Consider the following 15,528-nt stretch of genomic DNA (forward strand, 5'->3'; position numbering starts at 1 on the left):
TTACGCCTCCGGGGCCTCGAACGTGGACGTGCGGGTCATCCCGGCCGCACGGCCCTTCCCGGAGATGACCAGCGCCATCTTCCGGCTCGCCTCGTCGATCATCTCGTCGCCGAGCATCGCCGAGCCCTTCTTGCCGCCCGCCTCGGACGTGTAGTACTCGTACGCGTCCAGGATCAGCTCGGCGTGGTCGAAGTCCTCCTGGGAGGGCGAGAAGACCTCGTTGGCGGCCTCCACCTGGCCGGGGTGCAGGACCCACTTGCCGTCGAAGCCGAGCGCGGCGGCGCGGTTCGCGACCTCGCGGTAGCCGTCGACGTTCTTGATCTGGAGGTAGGGGCCGTCGATCGCCTGGAGGTTGTTGGCGCGGGCCGCCATCAGGATCTTCATCAGGATGAAGTGGTACGCGTCCGCCGGGTAGCCGGGCGGCTGCTCGCCGACGACCAGGGACTTCATGTTGATGGAGGCCATGAAGTCGGCCGGGCCGAAGATGATGGTCTCCACGCGCGGGGAGGCCTCGGCGATGGCGTTGACGTTGTTGAGGCCGCGCGCGTTCTCGATCTGCGCCTCGATGCCGATCTTGCCGACCTCGAAGCCCATGGTCTTCTCGATCTGGGTGAGGAGGAGGTCGAGCGCCACCACCTGATCGGCCGTCTGCACCTTCGGCAGCATGATGCAGTCGAGGTTCTGGCCCGCGCCCTCGACGACGGTCACCACGTCGCGGTACGTCCACTCGGTCGTCCAGTCGTTGACGCGCACGACCCGCGTCTTGCCCGTCCAGTCGCCCTCGTTGAGGAACTTGACGATGGTGTGCCGGGCCTCCGGCTTCGCGAGCGGCGCGCAGGCGTCCTCCAGGTCCAGGAAGACCTGGTCGGCGGGGAGCCCCTGGGCCTTCTCCAGGAAGCGCGGGTTCGAGCCGGGGACCGCCAGACACGAGCGGCGGGGGCGGAGCCGGTTCACGGGCTGGGTCATGCGGGGACCTCCAGAGGGTCGAGCTTGTTCGCTTTCCGGATCTCGTCGACGATACGACCGATGATCTCCGTGATGCCGAAGTCCTTCGGGGTGAAGACGGCGGCCACACCCGCCGCCCGCAGGTCCTCGGCGTCGCTGTTGGGGATGATGCCGCCCGCGATGACGGGAATGTCGTGGGCGCCGGCCCGGCGCAGGCGCTTCAGCACGTCCGGCACCAGCTCGGCGTGCGAGCCGGAGAGGATCGACAGGCCCACCGCGTGCACGTCCTCGGCGAGCGCCGCGTCGACGATCTGTTCGGGCGTGAGCCGAATGCCCTGGTAGACGACCTCCAAGCCGGCGTCACGCGCGCGCACCGCGATCTGCTCGGCGCCGTTGGAGTGGCCGTCGAGGCCGGGCTTGCCGACCAGGAAGCGGAGCTTGCCGGTGCCGAGGTCGGCGGCCGTCTTCGCGACCTTGTCGCGGACCAGGGCGAGCGGCGTGCCCTCCTCCGCGGTGACGGCCACGGGGGCGCTGGAGACGCCCGTGGGCGCCCGGAACTCCCCGAAGACCTCCCGCAGGGCACCCGCCCACTCCCCGGTCGTCACACCGGCGCGTGCGCACTCCAGGGTGGCCTCCATGAGGTTGCCCGTGCCCGCGGCGACTTCCTTGAGCCGCTCCAGGGCCTTGCAGGGGCGGGGGTGGTTGAACGGCGGCTGGTAGCGGTTGTCCCGCCAGTCCTTCAGGGCGTTCACCACGCGCGCCTCGACCGCCGGGTCGACCGTCATGATCGCCGCGTCCAGGTCCGCGGTGAGCGGGCTCGACTCGGTCGACTCGTACGAATTCACGCCGACGATCTTCTCGTCGCCGGACTCGATGCGCGCCCGGCGCTCGGCGTGCGAGGAGACGAGCTGCGACTTCAGATAGCCGGACTCGACGGCGGCCATCGCGCCGCCCATCTGTTCGATCCGGTCCATCTCCGCCAGGGACTCCTCGACCAGGGAGGCGACCTTGGCCTCGATGACGTGCGAGCCGTCGAAGATGTCCTCGTACTCCAGGAGGTCGCTCTCGTGGGCGAGGACCTGCTGGATGCGCAGGGACCACTGCTGGTCCCACGGGCGCGGCAGGCCCAGCGCCTCGTTCCAGGCCGGAAGCTGCACGGCACGCGCGCGTGCGTCCTTGGAGAGCGTGACGGCCAGCATTTCGAGCACGATCCGCTGGACGTTGTTCTCCGGCTGCGCCTCCGTCAGCCCCAGCGAGTTGACCTGCACGCCGTAGCGGAAGCGGCGCTGCTTGGGGTCCTCGATGCCGTACCGCTCGCGCGTGACCTGATCCCAGATCCGCCCGAACGCCCGCATCTTGCACATCTCCTCGATGAAGCGGACACCCGCGTTCACGAAGAAGGAGATGCGGGCCACGACGTCCCCGAACTTCTCCTCGGGGACCTGCCCTGAGTCGCGTACGGCATCGAGGACCGCGATGGCGGTGGACATCGCGTACGCGATCTCCTGGACCGGTGTGGCCCCCGCCTCCTGGAGGTGGTAGCTGCAGATGTTGATGGGGTTCCACTTGGGGATGTGGGCCACCGTGTACGTGATCATGTCCGTGGTCAGCCGCAGGGACGGACCCGGCGGGAACACGTGTGTCCCGCGCGACAGGTACTCCTTGACGATGTCGTTCTGCGTCGTCCCCTGGAGCTTGGTGATGTCCGCGCCCTGCTCCTCCGCGACCACTTGATAGAGCGCCAGAAGCCACATGGCGGTGGCGTTGATCGTCATCGAGGTGTTCATCTGCTCCAGGGGGATGTCCTGGAACAGGCGTCGCATGTCGCCGAGATGCGAGACCGGGACGCCGACCCGGCCGACCTCACCGCGGGCGAGGATGTGGTCGGGGTCGTAGCCGGTCTGCGTGGGCAGGTCGAACGCGACCGAGAGGCCCGTCTGACCCTTGGCGAGGTTGCGCCGGTACAGCTCGTTGGACGCCTCCGCCGTGGAATGACCGGCGTACGTCCGCATGAGCCACGGCCGGTCCTTCTGGCGCTCTGTCATGTCCCGCTGCTCCTTAGGGCGTTCAGACGTTGCGGAAGCGGTTGATGGCGTCGATGTGCTGGGCCCGCTTCTCCGGGTCGCGCACGCCGAGGCCCTCCTGAGGTGCCAGCGCGAGGACGCCGACCTTGCCCTGGTGGAGGTTGCGGTGGACGTCGTAGGCGGCCTGGCCGGTGTCCTCCAGGGCGTACACCTTGGAGAGCGTGGGGTGGATCTTGCCCTTGGCGATCAGGCGGTTGGCCTCCCAGGCCTCGCGGTAGTTGGCGAAGTGGGAGCCGATGATGCGCTTCAGCGACATCCACAGGTAGCGGTTGTCGTACTCGTGCATGTAGCCCGAGGTCGAGGCGCAGGTGGTGATGGTGCCGCCCTTGCGGGTGACGTAGACGCTCGCGCCGAAGGTCTCGCGGCCGGGGTGCTCGAAGACGATGTCGATGTCCTCGCCGCCGGTCAGCTCGCGGATGCGCTTGCCGAAGCGCTTCCACTCCTTGGGGTCCTGCGTGCGCTCGTCCTTCCAGAACTTGTAGCCCTCGGCGTTGCGGTCGATGATCGCCTCGGCGCCCATGGCGCGGCATATCTCGGCCTTCTGGGGGCTGGAGACGACGCAGATGGGGTTGGCGCCGCCGGCGAGCGCGAACTGCGTGGCGTAGCTGCCGAGTCCGCCGCTCGCGCCCCAGATCAGGACGTTGTCGCCCTGCTTCATGGCGGCGCCGTTGCGGGAGACCAGCTGGCGGTACGCGGTGGAGTTCACCAGGCCGGGGGAGGCGGCCTCCTCCCAGCTCAGGTGGTCCGGCTTCGGCATGAGCTGGTTGGACTTGACGAGCGCGATCTCGGCGAGGCCGCCGAAGTTGGTCTCGAAGCCCCAGATGCGCTGCTCGGGGTCGAGCATCGTGTCGTTGTGGCCGTCGGAGGACTCCAGTTCGACGCTCAGGCAGTGCGCGACGACCTCGTCGCCGGGCTTCCAGGAGTTCACGCCGGGCCCGGTGCGCAGCACGACGCCGGCGAGGTCGGAGCCGATGATGTGGTACGGCAGGTCGTGGCGCTTGGTGAGCTCGCTGAGCCGGCCGTAGCGCTCCAGGAAGCTGAAGGTGGAGACCGGCTCGAAGATAGAGGTCCACACGGAGTTGTAGTTCACCGAGGAGGCCATGACGGCCACCAGGGCCTCGCCGGGGCCGAGTTCGGGCACCGGCACGTCGTCGAGGTGGATCGACTTGCGCGGGTCCTTGTCGCGTGTTTCCAGGCCCGCGAACATCTCCGTCTCGTCCTTGTGCACGGTGATCGCGCGGTACGAGTCGGGGAGGGGGAGAGCGGCGAAGTCGGCGGACTGCGCGTCCTGCGACTGAATCGCGTCCAGGATTTCCTTCACGGTGTTGCCTCCGGCTAAGAAGCGGTCTGGGGAGAACGCTGCTCGACGTTTCGTGGGGTGCTGGCGGGGCTTTTGGAGGTGTGCCGTCGGTTCGGCCAAGGGGTGGAGCTCGGCAACGCCTTGGTGGGGCGTGAGAGGTGCCTGTGACGCAGGCGTCCGGACGCGCAAGCCGTGGCTTGAGGGGACAGCCGGCGTGCGGATGATCTCTGCACGCCGGCCGCCCGGACAACATCAACGTATGGCACCGCGTGCCAGTCGGCAAGACACTGGGTGCCAGTATTTTTTGACCGATGATCGATCAGTGCAGGTCAGAGGGGGTGGCGGCACGTTTGAGGGGCCGCTACCGACCAGTAGCGACCCCTCAAAAGCCAAGGACGAAATGGGTGAAACGGGTCAAGAAGCCCGCTCCCTGAGCGCCTTCTCGATGGTCCGCATGACCTCGTCGAGCGGTGCGTCCGTTCGAGCCACCGTGACCAGAACCTCTCCCTGCGCGGACACCGTCGCCGGGGCCGCCGCGGGCAGGGTGTCGCGGCCCGCGCCGATGCCCGTGCCGAACGTGCGCCGCACGATCGCGAAGGCGTGGTCCAGCTGCGTCTCCACGTCGCCCTGGCCGCCGGCCCGCAGCCAGCGCCGCAGCACGTGGTTGTGGGCGGTGACCACGGCGGAGGCGGCGACCTCGGCGAGGAGCGGGTCGTCATTGCCGTCGTGGTGCGCGTGCTCGTCGAAGTGGCCCAGGAGATAGCGGGTGAAGAGCCGCTCGTAACGGGCCACCGAGGCGATCTCGCGCTCCCGGAGCGTCGGCACCTCGCGGGTGAGGCGGTAGCGCTCCACGGAGACCGCGGGGGAGGCCGCGTACATCTTCATGACTTCCTTGATGCCGCGGCACACCGTGTCCAGCGGGTGCTCGTGCGGGGGAGCGGCGTTGAGCACCGCCTCCGCGCGGATCAGGGTGTCGTCGTGGTCCGGGAAGATCGCCTCTTCCTTGGAGCGGAAGTGCCGGAAGAAGGTCCGGCGGGCGACGCCCGCGGCGGCGGCGATCTCGTCGACCGTCGTCGCCTCGTACCCCTTGGTCGCGAAGAGCTCCATGGCCGCCGCCGCCAGCTCCCTGCGCATCTTGAGCCGCTGGGCGGCGGCACGGCTGCCCGCTGCGCTCTCCGGGGCGTCGGGCGTGGCGGGCGTACGTGAGGACTTGGCGGCCTTGGACATGCCATGAACGTACTGCATATGCGCGGCGCGGTGCTGATGAGGGACGGGGCTGCCCGGGGGCCCGAGCAGCCCGCCCCAGTCCGCCGGCGCCCCCCACGGCTCCCGGGCCGGCTCAGCGCCGGGCATGTTCGCGGAAGCCGCGGCCCGTCTTGCGGCCGAGGCAGCCCGCGGCCACCAGATGTTCGAGCAGCGGCGCCGGAGCCAGGCCCGGGTCGCGGAACTCCCGGTGCAGGACCTTCTCGATGGCCAGCGAGACGTCCAGGCCGACGACGTCCAGGAGCTCGAAGGGGCCCATGGGGTAGCCGCCGCCGAGCTTCATCGCGGCGTCGATGTCGTCGAGCGTCGCGTAGTGCTCCTGGACCATCTTGATCGCGTTGTTGAGGTAGGGGAACAGCAGCGCGTTCACGATGAATCCGGCGCGGTCGCCGCAGTCCACCGGGTGCTTGCGGATGGTCGCGCAGACCTCGCGGACCGTGGCGTGCACGTCGTCGGCGGTCAGCACGGTGCGGACCACCTCGACGAGCTTCATCGCCGGGGCCGGGTTGAAGAAGTGCATGCCGATCACCTCGCGCGGGCGCGTGGTGGCACGGGCGCACGCCACCACCGGCAGCGACGAGGTGGTGGTCGCCAGGATCGCGCCCGGCTTGCAGACCTTGTCGAGCGTCGCGAAGAGCTGCTGCTTGATCTCCAGGTCCTCGGCGACGGCCTCCAGGGCGAGATCGACGTCGGCGAACGCCTCGTAGGAACCGGCCGGTGTGATCCGCTCCAGCGCCTGGGCCGCCGTCTCGGCCGTCATCCGGCCCTTGTCGACGGAGCGCGCGAGCGACTTCCCGATCCGGGCCTTGGCGGCCTCGGCCTTCTCCTCGGTGCGGGCGGCGAGGACCACGTCGTAACCGGCCTTGGCGAAGACCTCCGCGATGCCGGACGCCATCGTCCCCGAGCCCGCGACGCCCACGGAGCGGACGGTACGTCCCTGCGCGCGCCGCTCGCCTTCCAGCGGGGTCAGCGCGTCGGGCACCACGTCCGCGCTGCCCGGCGCGGCGTACGTGTAGAAGCCGCGGCCCGACTTGCGGCCGGTCAGGCCCGCCTCGCCGAGCTGCTTGAGGATCGGCGCGGGCGCGTGCAGCCGGTCGTGCGACTCGGCGTACATGGCGTCCAGGACCGTGCGCGCGGTGTCCACGCCGATCAGGTCGAGCAGCGCGAGCGGGCCCATCGGCAGGCCGCAGCCCAGCTTCATCGCGGCGTCGATGTCCTCGCGGGAGGCGTACTTCGCCTCGTACATCGCGGCGGCCTGGTTGAGGTAGCCGAAGAGCAGCCCGTCGGCGACGAAGCCGGGGCGGTCGCCGACCGCGATGGGCTCCTTGCCGAGGGAGTGCGCCAGCTCGGTGACGGTGGCGACGGCGGCGGGCGAGGTCAGCACGGACGAGACGACCTCGACGAGCTTCATGGCGGGCGCCGGGTTGAAGAAGTGCAGGCCCAACACCCGCTCGGGGTGCGCCGATTCGGCGGCGAGACGGGTCACGGACAGCGCGTTGGTGCCGGTCGCGATGATCGCGTCGGGGCGCACGACGCCGTCGAGTTCCCGGATGATCTGCTGCTTGATCTCGTACGACTCCGGGGCGACCTCGATCACCAGGTCGGCGTCGGCGGCGGCCCGCAGGTCGGTGAAGGTGCGGAAGCGGGCGAGGACGTCGCGCCGCTCCCCGTCGGTGAGCCGCTCACGGCTCACCGCGCGGGCGGTGGCGGCCTCCAGGGAGGCGACCGCCTGCGTGGCCGCCGCCTGGCTGATGTCGATGCCGATGACCTCGCGGCCCGCGCGGGCCAGGACCTCGGCGATTCCGGTGCCCATCGTGCCCAGACCGATGACGGCGACCGTGTGCAGGGAGGTGTCGTTCAAGGGAGCGTCCATGCGTGGACTCCAGGAAGAGAGTGACGACTGAGGGGCGCACGCGGACACGTTGACTGTCGCAAGGCGTGCGGGGGTTGAGAGGTCCTGTCCGGGCGGCGCAGAGTCCACGCCCGGTGAGAGGCCGGCCGGCCCTGTCCCGGGGCCGTGCCGCACTGGATACCGGAGGTTCCTCCGGGCACCTGGGGTGCCCGCGAAACCGGCGGCACCTGAGGTACCGAACCGACTGACACCCACGGCGGCTGCGTCACCAGGCCGTCGTGAGGACGTGCTCACGGGGAGTGTGCCCCGCTCAGATGAGATTAACCGCCGGGTAACGAGCGCGCCAGCCCTCTCTCCTTCCGGTTCCCTGTGATCTACGTCGCGACCGCTGGGTAAGGCTTAGGCTCGCGTCCATGGATGAGGAGTTGCGGACGGTGACCGAGCGTTTACGGGCCGAGGCGGGGGCCTCGCGGGAGTACGAGGAGCTGGTCGCCGCCGATGATCTCGATGAGCTGGCCGAGGTGCTCGTCTCTCCGGGCCGCCCGCTGTGGGCCCGGGAGTTGGCGGCGGTCCGGCTCGGTGTCGCCGGCGACCGCAGGGCCTTCGAATCGCTCGTCCTCCTCCTCAACCACCGCGATCCACCGCGGTGCGCGGCGGCGGCGTACGCGCTGGCGCGGCTCGGCGACCCCCGCACGGCCCGCGCGGCGGCGGCCCTCGCGACGAACGAACTCCGCGTCGCCTACGCCCTGCATCCCGTGCGGCTGCTGACGGAACTGCGCGCCCCGGAGTCGGCGCCCGCCCTGATCACCACTCTGCGCCGCAGGCTCGCCCCCCATGACCCCTACGGGAAGATAGCCCTCGCCTGCGTGGAGGGCCTCGGAGCACTGGGCGACGCGCGCGCCCGCCCGGTACTGACCGAGGCGTGCGGCCACCCTCGCCTCGCGGCGGCAGCGGCGGCGGCGTTGGCGCGGCTGCCGGGGTGAGGTGGGGGCCGTGCGGGTTGTGGGTCGGGCTGCGGGTGTGTGGGGGCTGGGCGCGCAGTTCCCCGCGCTCCTGAGGGGGAGGGCGCTGGGGGCCGAAAGTTGCGCCAGAGGGCAGAGGGATGGCTGAGCGGTTCGTACACTGACGAAAATGGGGGATCACACGGCCACCGGGATCGGTGCACGTCCGGCGCCCGTCTTGCGGGAGTACGTCGACTCGTACGTCGGCTTCGACCTCCGCGGGGCACCGACGGGGGTACACCGCGGCCCGCCGGGCCGCGCGCTCACCGCGGTGATCAGCCTGTCAGATCCTCTGGAGGTGGCGGCGGGCGTTGACGACGGATCACCGGTCACCCGGTTCACCGGCGTGGCCGGCGGACTGATGCGCAGGTCCGTCGCGTTTCACCACGACGGACGCCAGCAAGGGGTCAAGGTAGCGCTGACACCGCTCGGGGCCCGGGCCGTGTACGGCATGCCGTCCGCCGAACTCGCCCACCAACTGGTCCCCCTGGACGAGCTTCTCGGAGCGCTGGCCGTCGAGTTGGCCGACCGGCTCCGCTCGGCCACGACATGGGCGGCGCGGTTCACCGCGCTGGACGAACTGCTCCTCCGAGCCGTCGGCCGTGGCGCCTGCGGCGACCGTGCGCGTCAGGTGCGCCCCGAGGTGGTTGAGGCGTGGCGCCGCCTCGTCGCCGCGCGGGGCCGCGTCCAGGTCGGTGCGCTCGCCGCGGAACTCGGCTGGAGCCGTCGGTACCTCACCGAGCGGTTTCGCGGCGAGGTGGGCCTGTCCCCGAAGACCGCCGCCCGAGTCCTGCGCTTCGAGCACGCGCACGAACGGGCGGCGGTGCGGGACCCGCTCCCGTGGGGCGATGTGGCAACGGTCACCGGCTATGCCGACCAGGCGGGACTGGCGCGAGTTCACGGGCCGCACGCCGACGGCCTGGCGTCGCGGCGAAGTCCTCCTAGGAGCCGGGTGACCGCCGACCGCCCGCCCTTCGCGCCGGTTTCTCTTCCCTTTTCTTCAAGACCGCCCGATCGCTGTCGTGGACGATCCTCGGCATGAGACTCCTCAACCACGAACGCGCTGCCATGGGCCTGCGGACCACCCCCGTGCACCTCGGACTGGGATCGCGAGCGAAACCCATCGAGGGATTCACCTGGGACCCGGAGGTGCTCCAGGCCTACAGCGCCGCCGTCGCGGCAGACGGCGCCGAGGGCCGGATAGTGGCGATCTTCGACGGCGACGGGCCCGGCGACCACTGGGAGAGCCACCCTGCGGGCGACGAACTGGTCGTCTGCCTCAGCGGGTCCGTGACGGTCACCCGCGACATCGACGGGGTGCCCGACCACGTTCGGCTCGGGCCGGGCGAGGCCACCATCAACCCGGCCGGGGTATGGCATGCGGTCGACATGGAGGGGCCGGCGTCCATCCTGGCCATCACCGCGTCCCTCGGCACCGACCACCGTCCTCGGACCGACCCCCGCCCGACCGAACGCGTCGGCACGCCCGGCCCGGAGGAAGCGCCGTGAGAACACGCAGCGGGTGCCTCGGCGACAGCCGTCACCCGCGCGTGGTTCGGCGCCCACTACCTGGGCTTCCCGGACGACGCCCGCCACCCTCCCGGTGACACCCGCAGCGGTCGTGGGCGTCCTCGTCCGGCACGCAGTGCTGCGCCGCCGTCTCGACACGGTCTCGCGGCGGCAAGGTCTCGTGCTCACGACCGACCCAGGTGGCACGGCTGCGGGCCCCTTCACCGGCAGCCCGGCACCACCCAGCTGCCGCCCCGCCTCATCGCTCGCCGCACCCCCTACTCACCCACCACCGCGAACGCCTCGATCTCCATGAGGAATTCGGGGCCGACCAGTGAGGCGACCTGTACCGCCGAGGACGCGGGGAGCCGGTCGGGGGCGAGGAAGGCGTCGCGGGCCGCGCGGATGGCCGGCATGTGTGCCATGTCCGTGACGAAGTACGTCAGCTTCACCACGTCGTCGAAGGTGGCGCCCGCCGCCGCGAGGCAGCGCCGCAGGTTCTCGAACACCTGCCGGGCCTGCGCCGCCGCGTCACCCTCGCCGACCAGCTCGCCGTCCTCGTCCAGCGCCAACTGGCCGGAGACCGCTATGAAGCGGCCCGTGCCCATGACGACGTGCGTGTACGCGGTGGCGGGGGCGACGCCCTCGGGGGCGCTGATGCGGATCAGTCGGCTCATGTCCCCATGGTGGACCACGGCACTGACAACGCCCCGCGCGCGGGGGTGCCTTGACGGGCGCGCGACGGCTGCGGGTCGGGCAGCGCCGCGCACTCCGCGTCCACCTCACCACCGCCGCTGCCGGGCACCTCACCGGTCGCGAGGTACGCCGCCAAGTGCCGGTCCAGGCAGGCGTTCCCGCGCAGCGTGACGCCGTGGTTGCCGCCTCCCCGCTCGACCACCAGGCGCGAGTCGCCCAGCTTGCGGTGCAGGGCGACGGCGCCCTCGTACGGAGTGGCCGGGTCGTCGGTCGCCTGGAAGAGCAGGACCGGCCCCAGCGCGGAGGTGGAGACGTCCGGCGGGCTCAGGTGGCGCGTCGGCCAGAACGCGCACGGAGCGTTGTACCAGGTGTTGTTCCAGGTGGAGAACGGTGCCTTCGCGTGCACCCGCGCGCTGTCCTCGCGCCAGGTGCGCCAGTCACGCGGCCACCGCGCGTCCCGGCACTGCACGGCCGTGTACACGCTGTAGCTGTTCTCACCCGCCGGGCCGCTCGCGCCGAAGGTCTCGTACGCCTTCAGGAGCGGGCCGGTGTCCTTGTCGTTCACGTACGCCGCGAAGGCCTCCGCCAGGTGTGGCCAGTAGCGGTTGGTGTAGCCGCCGGGGATGAACGTGTCCTCCAGTTCGGCGGCGCCCACCTTGCCGCCGGCGGGCCGCTCGGCCAGCGCTCGCCGCATCGCGTACCACTGGGCCTCGACCTTCGCCGGGTCCCTGCCCAGCCCGTACGCCGAGTCGTGCCGGGCGATCCAGGCCAGCAGGGTCTGGTGACGGGCGTCGAAGGCGAGGTTCTGCCGGAGGTTGGCGGCGTACCAGACGCCCGTCGGATTGACCACGGAGTCGAGTGCCATGCGGCGCACGCGGTGCGGGTGGAGCTTGGCGTACACGGCGCCCAGGTACGTGCCGTACGAGTAGCCGAGGTAGCTCAGGCGCGGCGCGCCGAGGGCCGCGCGGATGGCGTCCAGGTCCCGGGCCGCGCTCACGGTGTCGATGAACGGCAGGACGGCCGCGTACTTCGAGGCGCACGCCCGGGCGAAGGCCCGCGCCCGGTCGAGGTTGGCCCGCTCCAGGGCGGGTGTGACCGGGACGCTGGCCGGCCGCACCGGGGCGGAGTGCCCTGAACGGCAGTTGAGGGCGGGCTCGCTCTTCCCGACGCCGCGCGGGTCGAAGCCGATGACGTCGTACTGCGCGGCCACCTCCTTGGGGAGGGCCTTCGCCACGGTCCCGGCCATGGTCAGCCCGCTGCCGCCCGGGCCGCCGGGGTTCACCAGCAGCGGCCCCTGGAACGTCTTCGCGGTGTGCGGGACGCGCGACAGGGCGAGGGTGAGCTGTTCGCCCGCGGGCGACCGGTGGTCGAGCGGGACCTTCAACGACGCGCACTGCAGCGCCGGGTGGGCTTTGGTGGCGCACTGCTTCCACGCGAGCGGGGCCGTTGGGGCGGTCTGCGCGGTGCGCGGGGCGGGCACCGCGCTCACCGCGGGCGCGAGCCCGGCGGCCGGTACGGCCGCTCCGGTCAGCACGGCGAGGGAGGAGAGGGCGACGACGCGTTTCTTCATCGGGCTTCCCGGGGCGGAGGGTGCGGAGCCGCGTACGCCACGGCCTCGGGCGCATCGTCCCGGAAACCGCCGCCCCGAAGCGGCTGTTCTGTCGCCGCGTTACCTGAAAGGAGCAGGGCGCGGTCCGCCAAAGGGGGAGGGCCCTACAGGAGCGTGAGCTGGGTGGGGCCGGTGGCCGGCTCCGGTTCCTCGGGGGCCCGGATGCGACGCGCGGCACCCGCGCGCGTGGGGCCGATGCCGAACTCCTCGGCCAGCTCGTGCACGTGCCGGGTGATGCGGCGCTGGTACCACTTCGGGGCGTAGGCCCCTTCCGCGTACAGCCGCTCGTACCGCCGCACCAGATGCGGATGGTGCTGCCCCACCCACGCCATGAACCACTCGCGCGCGCCGGGCCGCAGGTGCAGCACGAGCGGCGTCACGGAGGTCGCGCCGGACGCGGCGATGGCCCGCACCGTCGCCCGCAGCTGGTCGGGGTGGTCGCCGAGGAACGGGATCACGGGCGCCATCAGGACCCCGCAGCCGATGCCGTGCCCGGTCAGGGTGCGGACGACATCGAGGCGCCGCTCGGGGGCGGGGGTGCCCGGTTCGACGGTGCGCCACAGCTCGTGGTCGGTGAAGCCCACGGAGACGGAGATGCCGACGTCGGTCACGGCCGCCGCCTGCCGCAGCAGATCCAGGTCGCGCAGGATCAGCGTGCCCTTGGTGAGGATCGAGAAGGGGTTGCCGCGGTCGCGCAGTGCCTCGATGATGCCCGGCATCAGGCGGTAGCGGCCCTCCGCGCGCTGGTAGCAGTCGACGTTCGTGCCCATGGCGATGTGGTCGCCGTGCCAGCGCGGCGAGGCCAGCTGGCGCCGCAGCAGTTCGGCGGCGTTGACCTTGACGACGATCTGGCTGTCGAACCCGATGCCGGTGTCCAGGTCCAGATAACTGTGGGTCTTGCGCGCGAAACAGTAGACGCACGCGTGCGTGCAGCCCCGGTAGGGGTTGACCGTCCATTCGAACGGCATGCGGGACGCCCCCGGCACGCGGTTCAGGATCGAGCGGGCCCGGATCTCGTGGAAGGTGATCCCCGCGAACTCGGGGGTGTCGAAGGTCCGTGTCGTGACCGCGTCCGCGCCGAACAGCGGGGCATCAGCGGTGCCCTGACGCGGTCCGTCGGAGAGGTTCTCCCAGCGCATGACGCCTCCTCGGTAGCACTGACCTCAGAATAGAACACATGTTCCCTTGATCGTGCGACCCGAAGTCTCCCCGTCGGCGTTTGATAGCGTCCCGTCAAGCGCGGCCCGCGCGCTGGCTCTGCCGGGACAAGGAGGTCGATGAATATGGTCCGCCGGACGCTTCGTCGCCATGCCCTTGTCCGGGCCGCGCGAGCCTGAAGAAGCAGGGCTCCCCACGAGCGGCCCGGTCGTCCCGAAACGACCTGGAGTGTCGCGTGTCTTCCTTTCCCCTCCCCTTCCCGTCGGCAGAACTGACCACCGAGCGCCTGCGGCTGCGGAACTGGTCCCCGGCCGACGTCACGGACGTGCTCGCCGACCGCCGGTCGGCGCGCTGGGCCGAGGACTTCCCCGCCGAGGGCGACCGTGTGATCGCGGGCGTCATCGCCCGGCAGGTCGCCGAGGGCCCGGGTGACCCCGGCGCGCACGGCCACCGGCTGATCGTCGAACAGGAGAGCGATCTGGTGGTCGGCTCCATCAGCCTGCTCTGGCCGCCGAGCGAGGGCTCCGTGGAGTTCGGCTACGGCGTCGTCGCCTCGCGCCGCGGCCGCGGCTACGCCCCGGAGGCCGCCCGCGCCCTCGTGGCGTACGCCCTGACCCTGCCGGAGGTCACCACCGTGTACGCCGACGTCGAGCGCGCCAACCCCGCCTCCCTCCGCGTCCTGGAGAAGGCCGGGCTGCACCGCTGGAGCGACGACGGGACCACGGCCCGGTTCCGCGCCACGGCACAGGAGACGTCCGGCCGCTAGCGGAACCACAGGGTCCGGTGACGGACGGGACACACGCACGTTGCATGATCGGAGGCATGCTCGCCGAGTCCCTGTCCGTCGCCGCCCTGGCCGTGGTGCTGATCTGCGCCGTCGTCCGCCCCTTCGGCCGCCCGGAAGCCGTCTTCGCCGTACCGGCCGCGGGTGTGGTGATCGCGGCCGGGGCGATCCCGCTCGACGACGTGCGGGACGAGGCCGCGCGGCTCGGGCCCGTCATCGGCTTCCTGGCGGCCGTCCTGGTGCTCGCCAAGCTCTGCGCCGACGAAGGGCTCTTCCACGCCTGCGGCACGTGGATGGCACGCAGGGCCGCCGGACGCCCGCGCCGCCTGCTCGCCGCCGTCTTCGGGCTCGCCTCGGTCATCACCGCGGCCCTCAGCCTGGACGCCACCGTGGTCCTGCTCACCCCCGTGGTCTTCGCGACCGCCGCCCGCATGGGCGTCCGGCCCCGGCCGCACGTCTACGCGAGCGCCCACCTCTCGAACACCGCCTCGCTCCTGCTGCCCGTCTCGAACCTCACGAACCTCCTGGCGTTCGCCGCGACCGGCTTGAGCTTCACCCGCTTCGCCCTGCTGATGACGCTGCCGTGGCTGGTCGCCATCGCGGTCGAGTACGCCGTCTTCCGGCGGTTCTTCGCCGCCGACCTCGACGCCCCGGCGGACGGGGGCCACGCCGCGGAGCCACCCCGGATGCCGCTCTTCGCCCTGGTCACCGTGGCGCTCACGCTCGCCGGGTTCGCGGTCGCCTCCACCGTCGGCGTCGACCCGGCCTGGGCCGCGGCGGCCGGGGCGTCCGTGCTCGCCGTGCGCGCCCTTGTGCGCGGGCGCACCACCACGCCGACGCTCGTGCGCGCGGCCTCGCTGCCGTTCCTCGCCTTCGTCCTCGCCCTCGGCGTCGTCGTCCGGGCCGTCGTCGACAACGGCCTCGGCGACGCGCTCGGGCACGTCCTGCCGGACGGCGCGAGCCTGCCCGCCCTGCTCGGCACCGCCGCCGTCGCCGCGCTCCTGGCCAACCTCATCAACAACCTGCCCGCCGTCCTCGCCCTGGTCCCGCTGGCCGCGCCGTCCGGCCCCGGAGCCGTCCTCGCCGCCCTCATCGGCGTGAACGTCGGGCCGAACCTCACCTACGCCGGCTCCCTCGCCACCCTGCTCTGGCGCCGCATCGCCCACCAGCACGAACACCACGTCCGCCTGCGGGAGTTCACCCGCCTCGGCCTGCTCACCACACCCGCGGCCCTCGTCCTCGCGACCGTCGCGCTCTGGGTCTCGCTGCGGCTGCTGCCCGCCTGAGCGGGCCCTTGCGGCGGCCCCGATTTGGGGGGCCGGTGCGC

Annotated in this window: 12 protein-coding genes and 2 pseudogenes; 6 read left to right on the top strand and 8 right to left on the bottom strand. The window is 71.6% G+C overall.

All coding sequences use genetic code 11. The annotated features are described in order from the left end of the window. The 5 genes from J2N69_RS31265 to J2N69_RS31285 form a co-directional block, all read right to left on the bottom strand. Complete coding sequence (locus tag J2N69_RS31265; RefSeq protein ID WP_230903701.1) at positions 1-966, bottom strand: HpcH/HpaI aldolase/citrate lyase family protein; 966 nt, start codon at positions 964-966, stop codon at positions 1-3. Next, the gene (locus J2N69_RS31270; RefSeq protein WP_230903702.1) at positions 963-2,990 is read right to left on the bottom strand and encodes a protein meaA; all 2,028 of its coding nucleotides are present in this window, start codon (positions 2,988-2,990) and stop codon (positions 963-965) included. The genes J2N69_RS31265 and J2N69_RS31270 overlap by 4 nt, the downstream gene beginning before the upstream one ends. A 22-nt stretch (positions 2,991-3,012) precedes the next feature. Then, entirely contained in the window at positions 3,013-4,350 is a 1,338-nt protein-coding gene (gene ccrA, locus J2N69_RS31275; protein ID WP_127911756.1) for a crotonyl-CoA carboxylase/reductase, read from the bottom strand. Positions 4,351-4,743: 393 nt separating this feature from the next. Continuing rightward, positions 4,744-5,556: a TetR family transcriptional regulator gene (locus tag J2N69_RS31280; protein ID WP_230903703.1), complete on the bottom strand. Its 813-nt coding sequence runs from the start codon at positions 5,554-5,556 to the stop codon at positions 4,744-4,746. A 112-nt stretch (positions 5,557-5,668) separates the two neighbouring features. Further along, positions 5,669-7,465 carry a 3-hydroxyacyl-CoA dehydrogenase family protein gene (locus tag J2N69_RS31285; protein ID WP_230903704.1) on the bottom strand — a complete coding sequence of 599 codons (1,797 nt, stop codon included), beginning with the start codon at positions 7,463-7,465 and terminating at the stop codon, positions 5,669-5,671. 392 nt (positions 7,466-7,857) lie between these two features. Between J2N69_RS31285 and J2N69_RS31290 the strand changes: the two genes are divergently transcribed. From J2N69_RS31290 to J2N69_RS31305, 4 genes and pseudogenes are all read left to right on the top strand, one after another. After that, positions 7,858-8,427, top strand: a complete 570-nt coding sequence (locus J2N69_RS31290) for an adenylosuccinate lyase (protein WP_230903705.1) — start codon at positions 7,858-7,860, stop codon at positions 8,425-8,427. 148 nt (positions 8,428-8,575) lie between these two features. Further along, positions 8,576-9,401 (top strand): annotated as a pseudogene (locus tag J2N69_RS31295) (helix-turn-helix domain-containing protein). 82 nt (positions 9,402-9,483) lie between these two features. Continuing rightward, the gene (locus J2N69_RS31300; RefSeq protein ID WP_230903706.1) at positions 9,484-9,954 is read left to right on the top strand and encodes a cupin domain-containing protein; all 471 of its coding nucleotides are present in this window, start codon (positions 9,484-9,486) and stop codon (positions 9,952-9,954) included. 94 nt (positions 9,955-10,048) lie between these two features. Continuing rightward, positions 10,049-10,150 (top strand): annotated as a pseudogene (locus tag J2N69_RS31305) (SGNH/GDSL hydrolase family protein); the annotation flags it as partial. A gap of 82 nt (positions 10,151-10,232) precedes the next feature. Here J2N69_RS31305 and J2N69_RS31310 read toward each other — a convergent pair. The 3 genes from J2N69_RS31310 to J2N69_RS31320 form a co-directional block, all read right to left on the bottom strand. Next, on the bottom strand, positions 10,233-10,631 hold the full coding sequence (locus tag J2N69_RS31310) for a RidA family protein (RefSeq protein ID WP_230903707.1): 399 nt from the start codon (positions 10,629-10,631) through the stop codon (positions 10,233-10,235). Next, a complete protein-coding gene (locus J2N69_RS31315) occupies positions 10,628-12,220 on the bottom strand; it encodes an alpha/beta hydrolase (protein WP_230903708.1) in 1,593 nt (530 codons plus the stop codon). Before J2N69_RS31315 ends, J2N69_RS31310 begins: the two co-directional genes overlap by 4 nt. A gap of 143 nt (positions 12,221-12,363) precedes the next feature. Then, positions 12,364-13,398 (bottom strand): Rv2578c family radical SAM protein, encoded by a 1,035-nt coding sequence (locus tag J2N69_RS31320; protein WP_230903709.1) that lies wholly within the window; start codon positions 13,396-13,398, stop codon positions 12,364-12,366. Between the two features lie 254 nt (positions 13,399-13,652). On the opposite strand from J2N69_RS31320, the gene J2N69_RS31325 reads away from it, so the two are divergent. Both J2N69_RS31325 and J2N69_RS31330 read left to right on the top strand, forming a co-directional pair. Next, the gene (locus J2N69_RS31325) at positions 13,653-14,183 is read left to right on the top strand and encodes a GNAT family N-acetyltransferase (RefSeq protein ID WP_230903710.1); all 531 of its coding nucleotides are present in this window, start codon (positions 13,653-13,655) and stop codon (positions 14,181-14,183) included. Positions 14,184-14,227: 44 nt separating this feature from the next. Continuing rightward, positions 14,228-15,487 (top strand): SLC13 family permease, encoded by a 1,260-nt coding sequence (locus J2N69_RS31330; protein ID WP_230903711.1) that lies wholly within the window; start codon positions 14,228-14,230, stop codon positions 15,485-15,487. Positions 15,488-15,528: the final 41 nt, after the last annotated feature.

It is taken from the genome of Streptomyces huasconensis (assembly GCF_021028635.1).
GTDB lineage: Bacteria > Actinomycetota > Actinomycetes > Streptomycetales > Streptomycetaceae > Streptomyces > Streptomyces huasconensis.

Coding starts and splice junctions, on each gene's coding strand:
- J2N69_RS31290 (WP_230903705.1), top strand. CDS start 7,858: ATGGATGAGGAGTTGCGGACGGTGACCGAGCGTTTACGGGCCGAGGCG.
- J2N69_RS31280 (WP_230903703.1), bottom strand. CDS start 5,556: ATGTCCAAGGCCGCCAAGTCCTCACGTACGCCCGCCACGCCCGACGCC.
- J2N69_RS31315 (WP_230903708.1), bottom strand. CDS start 12,220: ATGAAGAAACGCGTCGTCGCCCTCTCCTCCCTCGCCGTGCTGACCGGA.
- J2N69_RS31265 (WP_230903701.1), bottom strand. CDS start 966: ATGACCCAGCCCGTGAACCGGCTCCGCCCCCGCCGCTCGTGTCTGGCG.
- J2N69_RS31310 (WP_230903707.1), bottom strand. CDS start 10,631: ATGAGCCGACTGATCCGCATCAGCGCCCCCGAGGGCGTCGCCCCCGCC.
- J2N69_RS31285 (WP_230903704.1), bottom strand. CDS start 7,465: ATGGACGCTCCCTTGAACGACACCTCCCTGCACACGGTCGCCGTCATC.
- J2N69_RS31300 (WP_230903706.1), top strand. CDS start 9,484: ATGAGACTCCTCAACCACGAACGCGCTGCCATGGGCCTGCGGACCACC.
- J2N69_RS31330 (WP_230903711.1), top strand. CDS start 14,228: ATGATCGGAGGCATGCTCGCCGAGTCCCTGTCCGTCGCCGCCCTGGCC.
- J2N69_RS31320 (WP_230903709.1), bottom strand. CDS start 13,398: ATGCGCTGGGAGAACCTCTCCGACGGACCGCGTCAGGGCACCGCTGAT.
- J2N69_RS31270 (WP_230903702.1), bottom strand. CDS start 2,990: ATGACAGAGCGCCAGAAGGACCGGCCGTGGCTCATGCGGACGTACGCC.